We start from the raw sequence: 15874 nt of genomic DNA, 5'->3' as shown, positions 1-15874 counted from the left end.
GCTTGACTCCCCTAGAGGCAAAATCAAAATGTTTTATCAGATTGGGGCATTGCATTCTACGAAGCCGTTTACACCGGTACATAGAAGCTGGTTTGATATTTTTATCATTTCTTCCAGAGGGATCTTTTTCCCATCCGCAACCCATTTGCTGTACATTTCTACAGTAGAGGTCTGGATAAAATGCAGCAGGATTTTTTGCCTGGAAGACTCCAGCAGCCCAAGCCATGTGGAGCTTTTCCAGGTGGAATCCATTACATTACTGATCATCCTGCCTCGGATGTATCTGTAATTCCCGCTGCAGGTGATCTTTTCGTAGACAGACCCTTTTTCTGCGGAATAGAGAAAAAATTCACGGTTGATCTTATCCAGGTCCTCTGGAATCCGGTAGTTTTTGACCCGTTCCAGATATTCTTCTATCATGACTCCCTGCAACTCTGCCAGCAGGTCATCAAGGACGGAGTAATATCGGTAAAAAGTTTTTTTATTGATCCGCGCCCTTTCGCAGAGTTCTTTGACCGTAATCTTTTCATAATCCATTTCACAGATCATATCTTCAAACGTTTTCTGTATGGCGTCTATTGTTTTCTGTACCCTCAAATCTTCTGTGCCATTGATCAGCATTTTTATTACCTCCTTGGGATTTGTGCAACCTTTTTGCTGTAAGTGTGGCATAACTCACTTTATCAGAAAAAACGTCCATTGTTTTTACTTCTCGATACGGATATAATAAACTGTACAGAGATAAGCAACTTGAGTTGCAAAATATAAGAATATCACAGATAAATAAAAAAGTCAAGGAGGTCTATATATGGCAGAAAAAACAGTAACCGCGGAATTAAGCAGAAATGCCGGAGATGAAACCGCAGCGGAAAATGAGATGGGGACGCTTCCCATAGGAAAACTTTTAAGGAAGATGTCCCTGCCGCTGATCATTTCCATGCTCGTCCAGGTTTTGTACGGACTTGTGGACAGTATGTATGTGGCAAGGCTAGGCGATTCTGCATTGACGGCAATCTCCCTTTGTATGCCCGTCCAGTATCTGGCTGTGGGCATAGGGAGCGGACTTGGCGTGGGCGTTAATTCCGTATTGTCAAAAAAACTTGGAGAAGGGGATAAACAGGGGGTAAACCGTGCGGCGGGAAACGGTATGCTGCTGATATGGCTTGTATCCATTGTCTTTGTATTGATAGGACTGTTTGCCATGGAGCCGTTTTACCGTATGCAGACGGATATTGAAGAAGTGCTGGAGATGAGTATTTCCTACTGCGAGATCATCAGTGTGCTGGCCTTTGCCGCCCTGCATCAGGTCATGATGGAGAGGCTTTTATCGGCGACCGGAAAGGCAAATCTCACCATGGTTTCCATGCTGACAGGAGCAGTGGTAAATATTGTGCTTGACCCTGTCATGATCTTTGGCTGGTTTGGGCTTCCTGCCATGGGAATCGCAGGAGCGGTATATGCGACTGTGATCGCGCAGGCTGTAGCGGCGGCGGTGGGTTTTTGGATGAATTTACATTTCAACAAAGAAGTCCGTTTCGAGAGAAAAGGATTCCTGCCGGATGGAAGCATGATTGCGGAGATCATAAAAGTCGGGGTTCCCGTGGCACTGTCACAGTGCCTGATATCCGTCCTTGCATTTGGCATGAATAACATTCTTCTGTCACTGTCCGCAGTGGCCCCTGGAATTTATGTGATCTATATCCGGCTCCAGAGTTTTGTCATTATGCCGGCCGGTGGGATGAGTACGGCGGGTATATCCATCATCGCCTATAATTTCGGGGCGGGGAACAGGGAACGGATTATGGAAACCCTGAAAAAGAGTATCCTGGTAAACCTTGTCATTGCGTTTTTCGGAACCCTGGTCTTTCTGGCAGTGCCGCAGCTTCTGCTTGCCATGTTTGATGCATCGGAGGCGGTTCTTTTCACAGGAAGAAGCGGAAAACTCTGTCTACTGGGCGCTCCGTGACGGATACCGCCTGATTGACACGGCCCGGATTTATAGGAATGAAGCCGGCGTTGGGCGTGGGATACAGAGGGCGGTTGATGAAGGTTTTGTAACCAGGGAAGAAATTTTTGTGACGACCAAGATGTGGACAGATGATTACGATGACGGGGCAGCGGCAGTTGATGCATCCCTTGACAGGCTTGGACTTGATTATATCGATCTTATGATCCTCCACCACTCACAGCCGGAAAATGATGTGGAGGCATACCAGGCAATGGAGCAGGCCGTTGCGGATGGGAAACTGAGAACCATCGGGCTGTCCAATTACTATGAGCCGGAGGATTTTGACCGCCTGGTGCACGCGACAACGATTCTCCCTGCCCTGATCCAGAACGAAACGCATCCATACCATCAGAGTATGGGGATGAAGGAACATATTGCCCAGTACGGGACGGTCATGGAATCCTGGTTCCCATTGGGCGGAAGGAGAAATACGTAGACACTTTTTCATGATGAAACGAACAGCAGCATAGCTGAAGCCCAAGGCAAGACTTCTGCACAGGTGATCCTGCGCTGGCATCTGCAGGCGGGCAATATCGCAATCCCCGGCTCAAGCAAAGAGGCGCATATCCAGGAAAACTTTGATATTTTTGATTTTGAACTGTCGGAGGAAGAAATGCAGAGGATAACGGATCTTAACAGGGATCAGAGGTTTGCAGGTTATTGATAGGAGGCGGCAATGAAGACAAGATTATTAAGGAATATTGAAGTATCTGAGGTCGGCATGGGATGCATGGCGTTTTCACACGGCTATGGGCAGATACCGCCGGAGGAATACAGCGTGGAAGCAATCCGGAATGCCTGCCGGAACAAATGTACGTTTTTTGATACCGCAGAAATCTACAGCCCGAACCTTTCCGGTATTGGGCATAATGAGCGCATTGTGGGAAAAGCGCTACATGGGGTAAGGGAACAGGTGGTGATTGCCACGAAGCTGTTCTTAAATGGATTTGAAGCGATCGGAAGGGGCTCTGTTTACCATGCAGTCCGCAGACATTTGGAAGGCTCGCTAAAGCGGCTTGGGACGGACTGGGTGGACATATATTATCTCCACAGAATGGGCGGCGTGTCCGTGGAAAAGATTGCGGAAGCTATGGGAAGGCTTATGGAGGATGGACTGATCCGTGGCTGGGGATTGTCCCAGGTAGATGTACCTGTTATTGAAAAGGCGAACAGGGTGACGCCTCTTTCTGCAATCCAGAATATTTATTCCATGGTGGAGCGGGACGCGGAACAGGGTGTAATCCCTTACTGTCTGGAGAACAACATCGGCTTTGTCCCGTTTTCACCGATTGCCAGCGGGCTTCTTTCCGGGAAGATTACGGTGGATACACAATTTGAGAAAAACGATGATGTCAGGAACTGGGTCCCGCAGCTTTCCAAAGCAAACATAGCGGGGAACCAGCCGATCATTGACCTTTTGAAAAAATATGCGGAGATGAAAAATGCGACCAACGCACAGATTTCCCTGGCGTGGATGCTGCACAAATATCCAAATGTAGTCCCAATACCGGGTTCAAAAAATAAGGAGCGTATTGTTGAGAATCTGGATGCGTCCAAAGTGGAACTGACAGACGAAGAACTCCGCTCTTTGGAGGAAGCGCTGGATGGGTGCAGGGTATATGGCCACCGGGGATTTCATAGGTAGCGGCAGAGTGGCAGCTTTATAGGAAAAACCATCGCAGAGGGCATCGCCGTTCGGCTGTATAGAATCTATGAGGAATCACACCAAATCTATAGAGCACCTAAAATAGCAGAAAAGATGCGGCAGAAAGGCGACAACGTAAGCGGGAGGACCGTGGGGAAGTACATGAAGGAGATCGGGATCCGGGCATGTTACAGGAAACACAGGACCCGTACAACAAGGGACCCTGATTTCAGCAGCAGGTTAAAAAACATATTGAACCGGGATTTCCAGCCCCAAAGGCCGGATGCAGCATGGTGTACGGATATCACCTACATATGGACCTGCAGAGGCTTTGTATACCTGGCCAGCATCATGGACCTGTATTCAAGGAAGAACAATGCCTGGACACTGGGGGAGACGCTGGAGACGAAGTGGATATTGGAGTCTGTGGAAAACAGAGGCATGTAACACAGCCGCTGGTCATCCACAGCGACTGCGGAGTGCAGTATACGTGCCGGGACTATGAAGAAGCGACCGCAGGGATGGAACGCAGTTATTCGGCGAAAGCCTGCCCATGGGACAACACCTGCATAGAAAGCTTTCACTCCCTGATAAAGAGGGAATGGATAAACCGGTTTTGTATCATAGATTATAACCATGCATACAGGCTTGTATTTGAATATATAGAGGCGTTCTACAATACAGTGAGGATCCACGGCCATTGTGGATACCACTCCCCCAGCGAATATGAAAAACAATATCTGGAAAGGAAAATGCAGGAAACTGGTTAAGTACTGTTGTGAAAAGCAGAGCCAGGGGGAGTGATGGATAAAATGAGAGGAGGTAGCGCAGGATGAAGCCCCAAAACGTGGAGACACTGCTCCAGGAGAAAGAAGATTTATATGATCTGCTGGAAGACGTCATGGAACGGAACCAGGAGTTCCGTGAAGAAATGTTAACCGGATTGGATGATCTGGAAGACATGATTACAGAAAACTGTGGGATAGAATTCCATTGATTTTGCAAAAAGCCTACGTTTAACTTGTACTTTTTCTTGACATAGTACCAATATTTCATATGTTCTTAAATTTATTCTATATAAATTATCCCTATTTTAATTTAATAGCGATTGTTATAAATTACCAGATTTTGCTTATGATTTGCAATAGAAGCATGAATTTAGTATACTACAAATTAGAAAGCAAAGTTTTTAAATGGAGGTTGGATATGGCAGAATATACAGAGAGAAAAAGATGGTTGTTTTTAGGGCTCCCTTTTACCTTCACAAAATACTATATTAAGGAAGATATGCTCACCATAGTGAGTGGTTTTTTGAAAAGGTCGGAAAATGACTGTTATATGTACAAGGTACAGGATGTGGAACTGGTTGCTACCCTTGGAGAGCGGCTGGTGGGAATTGGAACGGTGGTTTGCTATACAGGTGATACAACGCACCCTAAATTGATTTTATCCCATATCAGAAATGCCAAAGAGATTAAAAATTTTATTCTTGAGGCATCGGAGCAGGCCAGAATGAGGCGCCGCACGTTAAATACATTGAATATTGGCACCGAGGCGGACGATATGGAGGACGCAGATTAAGCAGGACAGATTAATCTGCCAACGAATGGCTTAGGAGGCTTTGTCTGACAAAAGCCTTTCAAATAAAAGTCCTGCCAGGAACCAGACCGGAAAGTAATCTAGTCTCACAACCTTGCCAATATGCCAGCGGGAGCGCTCATAATTCCAGGGGCAAAGTCTGTGGGTCTTCAAAAAATTTCCGGTCAGATATTCTCCCATGAAAATACACAGAGCATAAATGCTCCCCCTGACATACGAGGGTAGACTTTTTAAACTTTTGAATAAAGGACCAAGCAGGCATACGCTGCCATAGATGGGAAACATCCAAAGAGAGGTTTTTCCCAGCAGGCGCATGTCTCTCTTTTTCAGAGAGCTAAAGGCGGTAAATATGATTTCGAGGCACCAGCCAAGCAGGCCGCATTTTAAAAATTTTTTCAAAAAAGTTTTCATCATGGTATCAGTATGGGATAAAAAGGTAAAATTTATGCAGTAAGTAACGACAATGCCCCAATTTTTTGGTGGCTGGAAGTATGGGGGACTCAGTGGAAGAAGAAAAACGCATGACATATCAGGAAGCTATGGATTATATAGAGGAAGTGAAAAGGGAGGAAAGAAATAAGAAGGAACTTTCACATTCAAATATAGAAAGCCTTTGTGAGAAGCTTGGGCATCCCCAAAGGGAGCTTTCCTTTATCTATATTATGGGAGAGAATGGAAAAAGTTCCGTGCTTGCCTTTGTTTCCGAAGTGTTAAAGGCGGCCGGATATCGCATAGGAGGATATCGTTCCCCTGCAGTGTTTGACCAACGGGATAAGATACGAATGAATGGGCGTCCAATTAGTAAAAAGGAGTTTTGTGGGCAGATAACACGGTTAAGAGCACTTGGTCAGGAGCTGGCGTGGGAAGGAAAATCCTATCCCACATTCCATGAACTTGAAATGGCAATGGCCTTTCAACATTTTAAGGAACAGGGCTGCCAGATTGTGGTTTGGGAAATAGACTTTGATGAATGGGAGGCTATGGCTGGTTTGACGCCTAATATATGGATGAACGTTTTAACCTCCACCAGCTTAGAACAGAGGGAAAGGATGAAAGACTTCAAAATACCTTTTACCGAGTCACCTTTTATCAAGTCAGATACTTTTAAAGTGTCAGGGGTAAGAAGAAATCTGGAGAGGCAGATTTTTTCCTATCAGGAATACAAAAATCTGACGATTCCACTTTTAGGAGCTTATCAGATTGAAAATGGTGTACTTGCACTTCAGGTGATAAAGCAGCTAAAGGAAATGGGATTTTCTATATCGGAAAAGGCCGTTTACAAAGGTTTTGCGGAGGTATCCTTACCAGGTCGGTTTCAGATTTTGGCAAAGAAGCCTTATTTTATTGTAGATGGAGCTAAGGATGCAGAGGGAGTCCAAAAGCTTGCAGAGACAATTCAATTTTATTTTACCGGTAAAAAAGTAATTTATATCATGGGAATGCTGCAGGATGTGGAGAATTGTCCTCTTAAAATCTACTCTTTGGCGGAGCAGATTTTGACGATTCCCACCAGAGGAGAGAACGGTCTTTCTTCTTATGAGCTGGCGTGTATCATGAGGGATTACCACGAGAGTGTGACAGCGGTAGATAGTATGGAGGAAGCAGTGGAACTTGCCTGCCTTCTTGCAGATAAAGAGACCGTTATCGTTGCCTTTGGCAGCCTTTCCGGTATGGGAAGCCTGATTCAATTTGTGGAGAAGGTGTCGGAAAACGAGGAAAGAAATAACATTGGAAAAGATTCGCATGGGAAGAAAAGGGATAATTATAAAATTTAGCGTAACGAAGTATTGAGGGTATTGGCAGCAGTATCGCAAGCACTGCCTGTGATATGAAGGGGGCATAATGATGAAAAAGAAAACAAAACGATCTGTGGGAAGCTGTGAACAGTGTGGTAATTATGTTTATGATGAAGATTATGAGTGCTACACCTGTGAGGTGGATTTGGATGAAGATGAGATGGCGAGGTTTCTGTCAAATTCCTACACGGACTGCCCATATTATCGGCCAGGAGATGAATATTTGATTGTAAGAAAACAGATGTAATTGATGAAAAACAGTTTTATCAATTACATCTGTTTTTTGATTCTGCAACTGTCATTTACAAAGGCATAGTATGACCTGGAAGATTATTTGGCATTCTTCGCTGCCGCATCTTCAGCGGCGGTAAAAGGTGTTACATTGATGGAACCGTTCACAGGTGTGCGGTAAACGGGAGTAGGCTCATCAAAGGCATTGAAATATGCATAATTTGATGTGAGGTTGATTTTTTCGTAGTTACCCATTGCAACCACTTCAGGATTACTTCCATCAAGTCCCATGCGCATTAGAGCAGGTTCAGTGGCGGAGTTTTTCTGGTAGTAAATGTAGCTTTCCCCTACATTGAAGGTATCCACCCGGTCATCGGTGAGAATCTCTACAGAGTTATCAGAAAGAGAATAACGGCACAAACGGTAATTGGAAGATACATCCATATAATAAATATATCCATACTGGTAAGCAGGATACCAGAGATCTCCTTCAAATACAGTAGATATGGTATCGGTTCTTGTGTCAAGAGCATAGAGAAAGTGGTCTCTTTCCGTGCCGTTAAAATAAATAACACCATTGTAGCAGGCGGCTGGATTGATAATACTTTCGGACACCATTACATTTTCGGATTTATCGGTTTTCACCTTATAGAGCTGGGTAAAATCTTTGTTATTATAGTGTTGGTAATAAATATAATCCCCTACCAGCTGCATCGTGACAGAAGCGGTGCGGTCTAAGCATGTAACACCTTTGCCATTTAACCGGGAACGGTAGACACCGTAGGTGCGGATAACGTAACCTAACCCTTTCCCTCCACTTGAGCTATCCATATAAAAATAAAGATGCTTTCCGCCTACATTGATAGAATTTGCCGGCGAGGTGGTTAGTTTCTGCAAATCCGTTTCATCTGAGTTCATAGAATAAAGACACCCGTTATCATATGAATTTGAAAAGTAAACCTTGCCGTTTGATTCGGCATAAAGGCCGTTATTGTTTAAGTTTCCTGCGGTATTGCCGGTGACAGAAATATCATTGGGCGGAACCCGATGGAGCAGTTCTGATATAAAAAATGCTGTGAAGATTACGAGCAATAGCGCAAAGGCGCCAATTAATATTTTCGTATTTTTTTTCATAGAAATTCCCCCATTCTTGCGTCCTGATTTGGCTGTACAAATCAAGGCGCTTTCAATTCTGTTTCTATTATAATCAGACAAAATTTTTTGTGCAATACTAATCTAAATGTTTAATATAAAATATTTTGTCCTTCATCAGGAGATGAAACAGGGGAAACCTCTAGGGGTTTTTTGATTATTTGTAACAGTTCAGCATTCGGCCGAACTGTTACGATTATTTTTAAATTTTAAACAAAAAACTTGACAACAATAATGCATTGTGATAAATTGTTTGGAAATTTAAAGTGAAAATGAAGTTCAAAGTAAATAGAATAATTGATTTCTTAAGTACAGAATAAGGAGCAAATATGTGTTACAGAAATAGTGTATTGTTTAGTCTGATTATGGCGGCGTCTCAGGTTTTTCAGACTATGGCCAACAACCCGAAACTGGTAAAGAGCAGCAAAGCGGCAACAAGCTGATAGCAACTGGTAAAATCGGAAAGTGCATGGCCATGGGATGAAAAGTCTTATTTGGCTATGCGGTAATCAGGGTAATAGGGAAACCGCATGGTGTATACACAACAGTGTATATGGCAATGCGGTTTTTTTGTTTCATAAATCTGGCTGCGAAAGGTGGCTGTGTTTGCGTATATGTTGATGAGGAGGGAGAAGCAATGAAGGTGATTGAAGTGGAAAATCTGTCAAAAATCTTTCGAGTGAAACGAAAGGAAAAAGGAATGAGAGGCAGTATCAAGGCAATTTTTAAACCGAAGATGAAGGAGATAAAGGCGGTGGATGGAGTTTCCTTTACGGTGGAGGAGGGTGAGATGTTAGCCTTTATCGGGCCGAACGGAGCAGGAAAGAGTACAACGATTAAAATGCTGACGGGTATTCTTTATCCGGACGGTGGCAATGTGAAGGTGTTGGGAATTGATCCTACGAAAAGACGAAAGCAGCTGGCTTATGAGATTGGAACTGTGTTTGGGCAAAAGGAACAGCTCTGGACGCACCTGACGCCTTATGATAATTTTCGGTTCTTTGGGGCTATTTATGACATAGCGGATGGGGAAATTGAAAAGCGTATCGAGGAACTCTCGGATACCTTTGTACTTTCGGATTTTATCAACACGCCAGTTAGAAATCTTTCTTTGGGGCAGCGTATTCGGTGTGAGATTGCCGCTTCTTTGATTCATAAGCCTAAGGTGCTGTTTTTGGATGAGCCTACCATAGGACTGGACCCTGTGGTGAAAGAAAATATTCGTTCTCTGATTCAGCAGATGAATCGTGAATTTCATACTACGATTTTTTTGACCAGTCATGACACCGGGGACATAGAAAAGCTATGCAAACGTGTTATTATTGTAAATTCCGGGCAGATTGTGTTAGACGATTCCATGGCACATTTGAAATTTTCGGATGCATCCTTAGAGGATATTATTATGGAAATTTATCGCAGCAGATGATTTTAAATAAACTTGGGATTCAAAGGAGTTTGAAAGACAATCAGTTGGCGGAAAATAGCTGGGTAGAGCCAATCGGTTATAATTTGAGGAAAGGGAGGAGCGTCTTTATGAGAAAGTATGTGGTAATCTACCGGTCTGTATTGATGGAAAACCTGCAATATATTGGGAATATTGCATTGGGATTTGTCAGTTATTTTATTTTTATCTTTGTGTTTATCAATCTTTGGGACTATTTGTATGCAGAGCCTGGAATGCGGATTGCCGGGTATACGAAGGAGCAGATGATCTGGTATGTGATGATTACGGAAATGATCTGGTTTGGCAGTCGCTCTGAGGCAGTAGTAGGGCAGGTTACGGCAGATATACGAGGCGGGAATATTGCGTATCTGATGAATAAGCCCTATCATTATACGCTTTATATTCTGGCCAGGCATACGGGAGAGTGGTGTATACGGATTCCTATGTATGCGCTCTTTGCAGCTGCAATTGGGCTTACAATGGTGGGAGAGATAGAAGGCTTCGGACTTCTTGCTTTGCTTCCATCCGCGATAAGCATTGTGCTTGGGATTACTATTAATGGGATTTTTAAGCTATGTATCAGTCTGGTGTCCTTTTGGATTGAGGACGTACATCCTTTCCAGTGGATGTATGATAAGCTGATTTTGATTGTGGGAACAGTGTTCCCCATAGAAATATTTCCGGCAGCCATGAGGCCTTTTATGAAACTGACACCGATTTACACGGTGTGCTATGGCCCTGCAAAGCTGGTAGTGGATTTCCATATGGAGCAGTATCCGGAAATTCTATCAGCACAGCTTTTGTATCTGGGTGTGGGAACTTCTTTGATGTTCTTTCTCTATGGAAAGGGGGTTAAAAAGCTATATGTTAACGGCGGTTAAAGGAAAAGGACGGCATACTTCGCGGACTATGTCTATGCGGAATCAGCTGCGGGTGTGTCTGCTTTCCATTCAGTATAATATTATGCGGGAGATGATAAATAAGGTTACTTTCCTTACCAATATTTGCTTTATGATACTGAACAATGCGTCTTTTCTCGTGCAATGGGTTATTTTGTTTCAGCTTAAGGATGAGATTGGGGGATATACCTTAAAAGAGATTATGCTGCTGTGGGGGCTTTGCGCCAGCAGTTATGGACTTTCTCACATACTGTTTGCCAGGGTATTTTCCCTGCCGGAGCTGATCATAAACGGCAAGCTGGATGCCTACCTGGTTCTGCCGAAAAATGTACTGCTGGGAGTGATGACCTCATCCACCAATACTTCGGCCATCGGTGATTTGGCCTATGGATTGATTGTTGCCAGTCTTTCCGGCTTTCAGGTAAAAAGGATGCTGTTGTTTCTTTTATTTACTGTGACAGGTGCGGTGATGATAACGGCTTTTGCCCTTTTGCTGGGGAGCTTGTCATTTTGGCTTGTGCGGATGGAGCTTTTTGGAGACCAGATGGTGAATGTGGTTATCAGCTTTGCAACTTACCCCGATGGGATTTTTAAGGGAGCTGTGAAGACGCTGCTTTACTTTATGATACCGACCGGGATGATGGTTTATCAGCCGGTGCACGTTATGACAGATTTTGATTTAAAGGGACTGCTTGTGGTGATTGGATATGCCGGTGCGCTTTCGGTGGCGGCGGTGACAGTCTTTTATAGGGGATTGCGGAGATATTCCTCCGGGAACCTGATGGGAGCACGGGTATAGGAGGGAAGGAATCACAATTTTATGGAAAAAGGGTGAAAGAGGTGCTATAATATGCATAATCGAAAGCTTTACCAAAAACCGCCGCTTGTAAATGAATAACTGTAAACTTTTTGAGGGTGCCAGGAAGCTTTGGGACAAAAGCATGGAGGAGTGAGATGGATTTATTGAATTTACGCAAGCAGATTGATGAGATTGACGAGCAGATTGTGTCGCTTTATGAAAAGCGTATGGATATATCCGGGCAGGTTGCAGAATATAAAATAGAAACCGGCAAAAAGGTCTTTGATAAGGCCAGGGAGGAAGAAAAGCTCCGGAAGGTGAAGGCCTTAACCCACAATGAGTTCAACAGCCATGGGATAGAGGAGCTGTTTGAGCAGATTATGTCCATGAGCCGTAAGCTCCAGTATGGCCTTTTGACGGAGCATGGCAGTATTGGGAAACTTCCTTTTATAGGAGTAGACAGACTCTATGAGGAAAAGGCAAGGGTGGTTTTTCAGGGAGCAGACGGCGCCTATTCCCAGGCGGCCATGATTCAATATTTTGGGGAGCAGGTGAACAGCTTTCATGTGGACACTTTTCGGGATGCAATGATTGCCATTGACGAGGGCAGTGCTGACTTTGCAGTGCTGCCGATTGAAAACTCCACGGCTGGGATTGTCAGTGAAATTTATGATTTGCTGGCAGAATTTGAAAACTATATTGTGGGGGAACAGATTATTAAGATTGAGCATTGCCTGATGGCTTTGCCCGGCACGAAGATAGAGGATATTGAGATAGTGTATTCCCATCCCCAGTCCCTGATGCAGTCGGCCCGGTTCTTAAATGAACACAATTGGCAGCAAATCAGCATGCAGAACAATGCATTTGCGGCTAAGAAGGTGGCTGGCAGTGAGGATAAGCATAAGGCGGCCATTGCAAGTGAACATGCAGCGAAGCTGTATGGGCTTGAAGTGCTGGCTAAAGGGGTGAACCAGTCCAGTACCAACTCCACCCGTTTTATTATTGTGACCAATCAGAAGGTTTTTTTGAAGGATGCAAAGAAGGTAAGCATATGCTTTGAGGTGCCTCACGAAAGCGGCTCTTTGTATCACATGCTTTCCCATTTTATCTATAACAATCTGAATATGAACAGGATCGAGAGCAGACCCATAGAGGGTAGAAATTGGGAATATCGGTTTTTCATTGACTTTGACGGGAATCTGTCGGACAGCTCAGTGAAAAATGCCCTGCGGGGCTTGCGGGAAGAAGCGCGGAATATGCGGATTCTGGGAAATTATTAGTAAGATGCCAAGTTGAGATATGCACAGCATCACCAATTTCAGGATTCGAGATGAGTGTTGGTGAAAGGCTTGCAAACATAAAAGCTTCGAAATGAGGTAAGACATAAATCATGCGAGAACAGGAATTGATTGTATATAAGGAGTTTCCAAAGGACGAAGGCCGCCTTCTGCAGGATATGGCGTGGCTTATGGAGCATTATAAGGAAGAACCCACGGATAAGGAAGCCAAGACCAGGGAGAATAAGGCGGCACTTTTGTACAGCTGTATCCACCGCATGCTGGAAATGGCGGGAAATCATGGGTTTTACGGCAATTTATGGCACTGCTATCTGGCTAACCTTCTTGTAAATAATGAAAACAGCTATAGCATGGCCTGTGAGGTAACAGGGAAGGCAACAGGCACCATCAACCAGGCTGTGCTTCACGATATAGCTATCTTTAAAGAGCTTTTTGACTATGATTTTTCAGATATGGTAAGAACTTTGTCGGTGGAAGTCTTTGAACTGATTACGGAATATAGATCCGGCGATGATGCAGGCAGGGTATACAACAGCCGCATCAGGGACAGAATTTGTGATTTGGCGGTCCAGTTTACCAAAAATCAAACGCCAGAAGAAATGAAGGATACGCTTACCGAATTTTATAAAGAATATGGCGTGGGAAAATTCGGCCTGCATAAGGCCTTCAGAGTAGCGCATAGGGAAAGGGGCGTAGAGATCGTGCCCATACAAAAAATCGCCCACGTATACCTGGAGAATTTGGTAGGCTATGAAATCCCCAAACAAAAGCTGGTTGAAAATACGGAGGCCTTTGTGGAGGGAAGAAAAGCCAATAACTGCCTGCTTTTTGGGGATGCGGGGACGGGTAAATCATCCAGCATAAAAGGAATCGTCAACGCGTATTATGAAAAGGGGCTTCGCATCATAGAATTGTACAAGCACCAGTTTCAAGATTTGAACGCAGTGATCACCCAGATTAAAAACAGGAACTATAAATTTATCATATATATGGATGATTTGAGCTTCGAGGATTTTGAAATAGAGTATAAATATTTGAAGGCTGTGATAGAAGGTGGTTTGGAGAAGAAGCCGCCTAATGTGCTGATTTACGCCACCTCCAACAGGCGTCATCTGATACGGGAGAAGTTTTCAGATAAGGGAGAAGGAAGGGATGACTTGCATGGCAAAGATACTGTGCAGGAGAAGCTTTCACTATCCGCCCGCTTTGGCGTTACCATCTATTTTGCAGCGCCGGACAAAAAGGAATTTCAAAATATAGTGGAGGTACTTGCGAAGCGTCATCATCTTACCATGCCGAGGGAGGAGCTTTTGCTTGAGGCGAATAAGTGGGAGCTTGCCCACGGAGGGCTTTCCGGCAGATGCGCCCAGCAGTTTATTGATTATTTACTTGGAAGGAAGGGGTATGCATGTCAGTAAAAACTTTTGCCGCCATAGACATAGGTTCCTATGAGCTGGCCATGAAAATATTCGAGGTTTCCAAAGTAAGGGGAATGCGGGAGATTGATCATGTACGCCACGGCATTGATATGGGAACGGAAACTTATACGAAAGGAAAGCTGTCCCATGAAAGGGTAGGTGAGCTGTGCCGTGTGCTGCGGGAATTCGCCGATATCATGAAGTCTTATCAGGTGGAGGATTATGTGGCCTATGGCACCAGCGCCATCCGGGAATCTGAAAACAGGTCGATTCTTTTAAACCAGATTGCGCTAAGAACGGGAATACAGATAAATGTGCTCAGTAATTCCGAGCAGCGTTTTCTTGACTATAAATCCATTGCCTTTCAGGGAGAAGGCTTTTTAAAAATCATCGAAAGCGGAACCGCTATTTTGGATATCGGAGGAGGAAGTATTCAGATTTCTCTTTTTGACAATGATACGCTGGTTTCCACACAAAATATGAAGCTTGGCGTCTTGCGGATACAGGAACATTTAAATCAGCTGGGGGTAAGCATTCGCCATTACGACAGGCTGGTGGAGGAAATGCTGGCCCCCCAGATGAATGTGTACAAAAAGCTGTATTTGAAAGACCGGCAGATCAAAAGCATCATTATCGTGGATGACTATATTTCTACGCTGGTAAAACATAAGATGAACGATGGTGTGGCAAACGGCTTTGTGGATAAGAAAAAAATGGAATACTTTTTGGAAATCTGCCACACCAAAACCCTGACGGAACTGGCAAAGGCCCTTGATACGCCGGAAGAAAATATGCCCCATTTGTTCATTGCCCTTAAGCTTGTGAAAAGTATCATGGACGATATGGGGGCGGAGCAGCTCTGGGTGCCGGGGGTGACGCTCTGCGATGGCATTGCCTACGAGTATGCGGAAAAAAATAAAATCATCACATCCACACACGACTTCGAGAAGGATATTGTTGCCTGCGCCCAAAACATAAGCAAGCGTTACCGGGGCAGTAAGAAAAGAAGCGAGACGCTTGAGAAAATCGCGCTTACTATTTTTGACAGTATGAAAAAGGTGCACGGCCTTGGCAGAAGGGAAAGGCTTCTTTTACAGATTTCCACTATTTTGCATGACTGTGGGAAGTATATCAGTATGGTCAATTTAGGGGAATGCTCCTACAGCATTATTATGGCAACGGAAATTATCGGCTTGTCCCATATGGAGAGAGAGATTGTCGCAAATGTGGTGAAATATAATCATCTAGAATTTGATTATGATGAGGAAAGCGGGAGTCTTAGCACATTAGATGAGGATTCCTATTTAAAAATTGCGAAGCTGACGGCAATTTTGCGTATGGCAAATGGGCTGGACAGGACTCATAAGCAAAAATTCAGGAATGTGAAGATTGCTTTGAAAGAAGATGAGCTGTTTATCACGGTAGACACAGAGGCGGATATTACGTTGGAAAAAGGGTTGTTTGGGGCCAGGGCTGATTTTTTCCAGGAGGTGTATCATGTCAGACCTGTTATCAGGAAAAAACGGATACCGTAAGGGAGATGTTTTCATAACAAAAATTTTTCATTGATTCTTAGATAAAAAAT

At 44.2% G+C, this 15874-nt stretch carries 16 protein-coding genes and 2 pseudogenes; 15 read left to right on the top strand and 3 right to left on the bottom strand.

All coding sequences use genetic code 11. The annotated features are described in order from the left end of the window. Nucleotides 1–36: 36 nt before the first annotated feature. Entirely contained in the window at nucleotides 37–621 is a 585-nt protein-coding gene (locus tag D5281_RS03825) for a TetR/AcrR family transcriptional regulator (protein ID WP_160558819.1), read from the bottom strand. Nucleotides 622–808: 187 nt separating this feature from the next. Between D5281_RS03825 and D5281_RS03820 the strand changes: the two genes are divergently transcribed. The 7 genes and pseudogenes from D5281_RS03820 (at nucleotide 809) to D5281_RS03785 (ending at nucleotide 5234) form a co-directional block, all read left to right on the top strand. After that, a complete protein-coding gene (locus D5281_RS03820; protein ID WP_160558818.1) occupies nucleotides 809–1966 on the top strand; it encodes an MATE family efflux transporter in 1158 nt (385 codons plus the stop codon). Beyond that, nucleotides 1902–2672: pseudogene (locus D5281_RS03815) on the top strand (aldo/keto reductase). Before D5281_RS03820 ends, D5281_RS03815 begins: the two are co-directional and overlap by 65 nt. A 12-nt stretch (nucleotides 2673–2684) precedes the next feature. Beyond that, a complete protein-coding gene (locus D5281_RS03805; protein ID WP_160558816.1) occupies nucleotides 2685–3653 on the top strand; it encodes an aldo/keto reductase in 969 nt (322 codons plus the stop codon). Between the two features lie 18 nt (nucleotides 3654–3671). Beyond that, nucleotides 3672–4100: an IS3 family transposase gene (locus D5281_RS03800; RefSeq protein WP_330584809.1), complete on the top strand. Its 429-nt coding sequence runs from the start codon at nucleotides 3672–3674 to the stop codon at nucleotides 4098–4100. After that, nucleotides 4064–4423 (top strand): integrase core domain-containing protein, encoded by a 360-nt coding sequence (locus D5281_RS03795; RefSeq protein WP_160558814.1) that lies wholly within the window; start codon nucleotides 4064–4066, stop codon nucleotides 4421–4423. Before D5281_RS03800 ends, D5281_RS03795 begins: the two co-directional genes overlap by 37 nt. A 62-nt stretch (nucleotides 4424–4485) precedes the next feature. Continuing rightward, on the top strand, nucleotides 4486–4650 hold the full coding sequence (locus D5281_RS03790) for a hypothetical protein (RefSeq protein WP_160558813.1): 165 nt from the start codon (nucleotides 4486–4488) through the stop codon (nucleotides 4648–4650). Between the two features lie 209 nt (nucleotides 4651–4859). Continuing rightward, nucleotides 4860–5234: a PH domain-containing protein gene (locus D5281_RS03785; protein ID WP_160558812.1), complete on the top strand. Its 375-nt coding sequence runs from the start codon at nucleotides 4860–4862 to the stop codon at nucleotides 5232–5234. 30 nt (nucleotides 5235–5264) lie between these two features. On the opposite strand, the gene D5281_RS03780 is transcribed toward D5281_RS03785, so the two are convergent. Next, nucleotides 5265–5651: a putative ABC transporter permease gene (locus D5281_RS03780; RefSeq protein ID WP_277935156.1), complete on the bottom strand. Its 387-nt coding sequence runs from the start codon at nucleotides 5649–5651 to the stop codon at nucleotides 5265–5267. A gap of 92 nt (nucleotides 5652–5743) precedes the next feature. Between D5281_RS03780 and D5281_RS03775 the strand changes: the two genes are divergently transcribed. Beyond that, complete coding sequence (locus D5281_RS03775) at nucleotides 5744–7027, top strand: bifunctional folylpolyglutamate synthase/dihydrofolate synthase (protein WP_160558811.1); 1284 nt, start codon at nucleotides 5744–5746, stop codon at nucleotides 7025–7027. 70 nt (nucleotides 7028–7097) lie between these two features. After that, on the top strand, nucleotides 7098–7295 hold the full coding sequence (locus D5281_RS03770) for a DUF6472 family protein (RefSeq protein WP_277935162.1): 198 nt from the start codon (nucleotides 7098–7100) through the stop codon (nucleotides 7293–7295). Nucleotides 7296–7378: 83 nt separating this feature from the next. Here the strand turns inward: D5281_RS03770 and D5281_RS03765 are convergent, their stop codons facing one another. Then, a complete protein-coding gene (locus D5281_RS03765; protein WP_160558809.1) occupies nucleotides 7379–8413 on the bottom strand; it encodes a DUF5050 domain-containing protein in 1035 nt (344 codons plus the stop codon). A 769-nt stretch (nucleotides 8414–9182) separates the two neighbouring features. On the opposite strand from D5281_RS03765, the pseudogene D5281_RS03760 reads away from it, so the two are divergent. The 6 genes and pseudogenes from D5281_RS03760 to D5281_RS03735 all read left to right on the top strand — a co-directional run. Then, nucleotides 9183–9857, top strand: a pseudogene (locus D5281_RS03760) (ABC transporter ATP-binding protein); the annotation flags it as partial. A gap of 107 nt (nucleotides 9858–9964) precedes the next feature. Further along, nucleotides 9965–10756 carry an ABC transporter permease gene (locus D5281_RS03755; RefSeq protein WP_160558808.1) on the top strand — a complete coding sequence of 264 codons (792 nt, stop codon included), beginning with the start codon at nucleotides 9965–9967 and terminating at the stop codon, nucleotides 10754–10756. After that, the gene (locus tag D5281_RS03750) at nucleotides 10740–11573 is read left to right on the top strand and encodes an ABC transporter permease (RefSeq protein ID WP_277935154.1); all 834 of its coding nucleotides are present in this window, start codon (nucleotides 10740–10742) and stop codon (nucleotides 11571–11573) included. Before D5281_RS03755 ends, D5281_RS03750 begins: the two co-directional genes overlap by 17 nt. A gap of 155 nt (nucleotides 11574–11728) precedes the next feature. Continuing rightward, nucleotides 11729–12853: a prephenate dehydratase gene (pheA, locus tag D5281_RS03745; RefSeq protein ID WP_160558807.1), complete on the top strand. Its 1125-nt coding sequence runs from the start codon at nucleotides 11729–11731 to the stop codon at nucleotides 12851–12853. 110 nt (nucleotides 12854–12963) lie between these two features. After that, nucleotides 12964–14289, top strand: coding sequence for an ATP-binding protein (locus tag D5281_RS03740; RefSeq protein ID WP_160558806.1), 1326 nt, complete (start codon nucleotides 12964–12966; stop codon nucleotides 14287–14289). After that, the gene (locus tag D5281_RS03735) at nucleotides 14280–15824 is read left to right on the top strand and encodes a Ppx/GppA phosphatase family protein (protein ID WP_160558805.1); all 1545 of its coding nucleotides are present in this window, start codon (nucleotides 14280–14282) and stop codon (nucleotides 15822–15824) included. Before D5281_RS03740 ends, D5281_RS03735 begins: the two co-directional genes overlap by 10 nt. The last annotated feature ends 50 nt before the right edge of the window (nucleotides 15825–15874 follow it).

The sequence above is a fragment of the Parablautia muri genome (assembly GCF_009917485.1).
Classification (GTDB): Bacteria; Bacillota; Clostridia; order Lachnospirales; family Lachnospiraceae; genus Suilimivivens; species Suilimivivens muri.
Note: the sequence above shows the minus strand (reverse complement) of the source record. Positions and strands in the feature narration are given on the sequence as shown.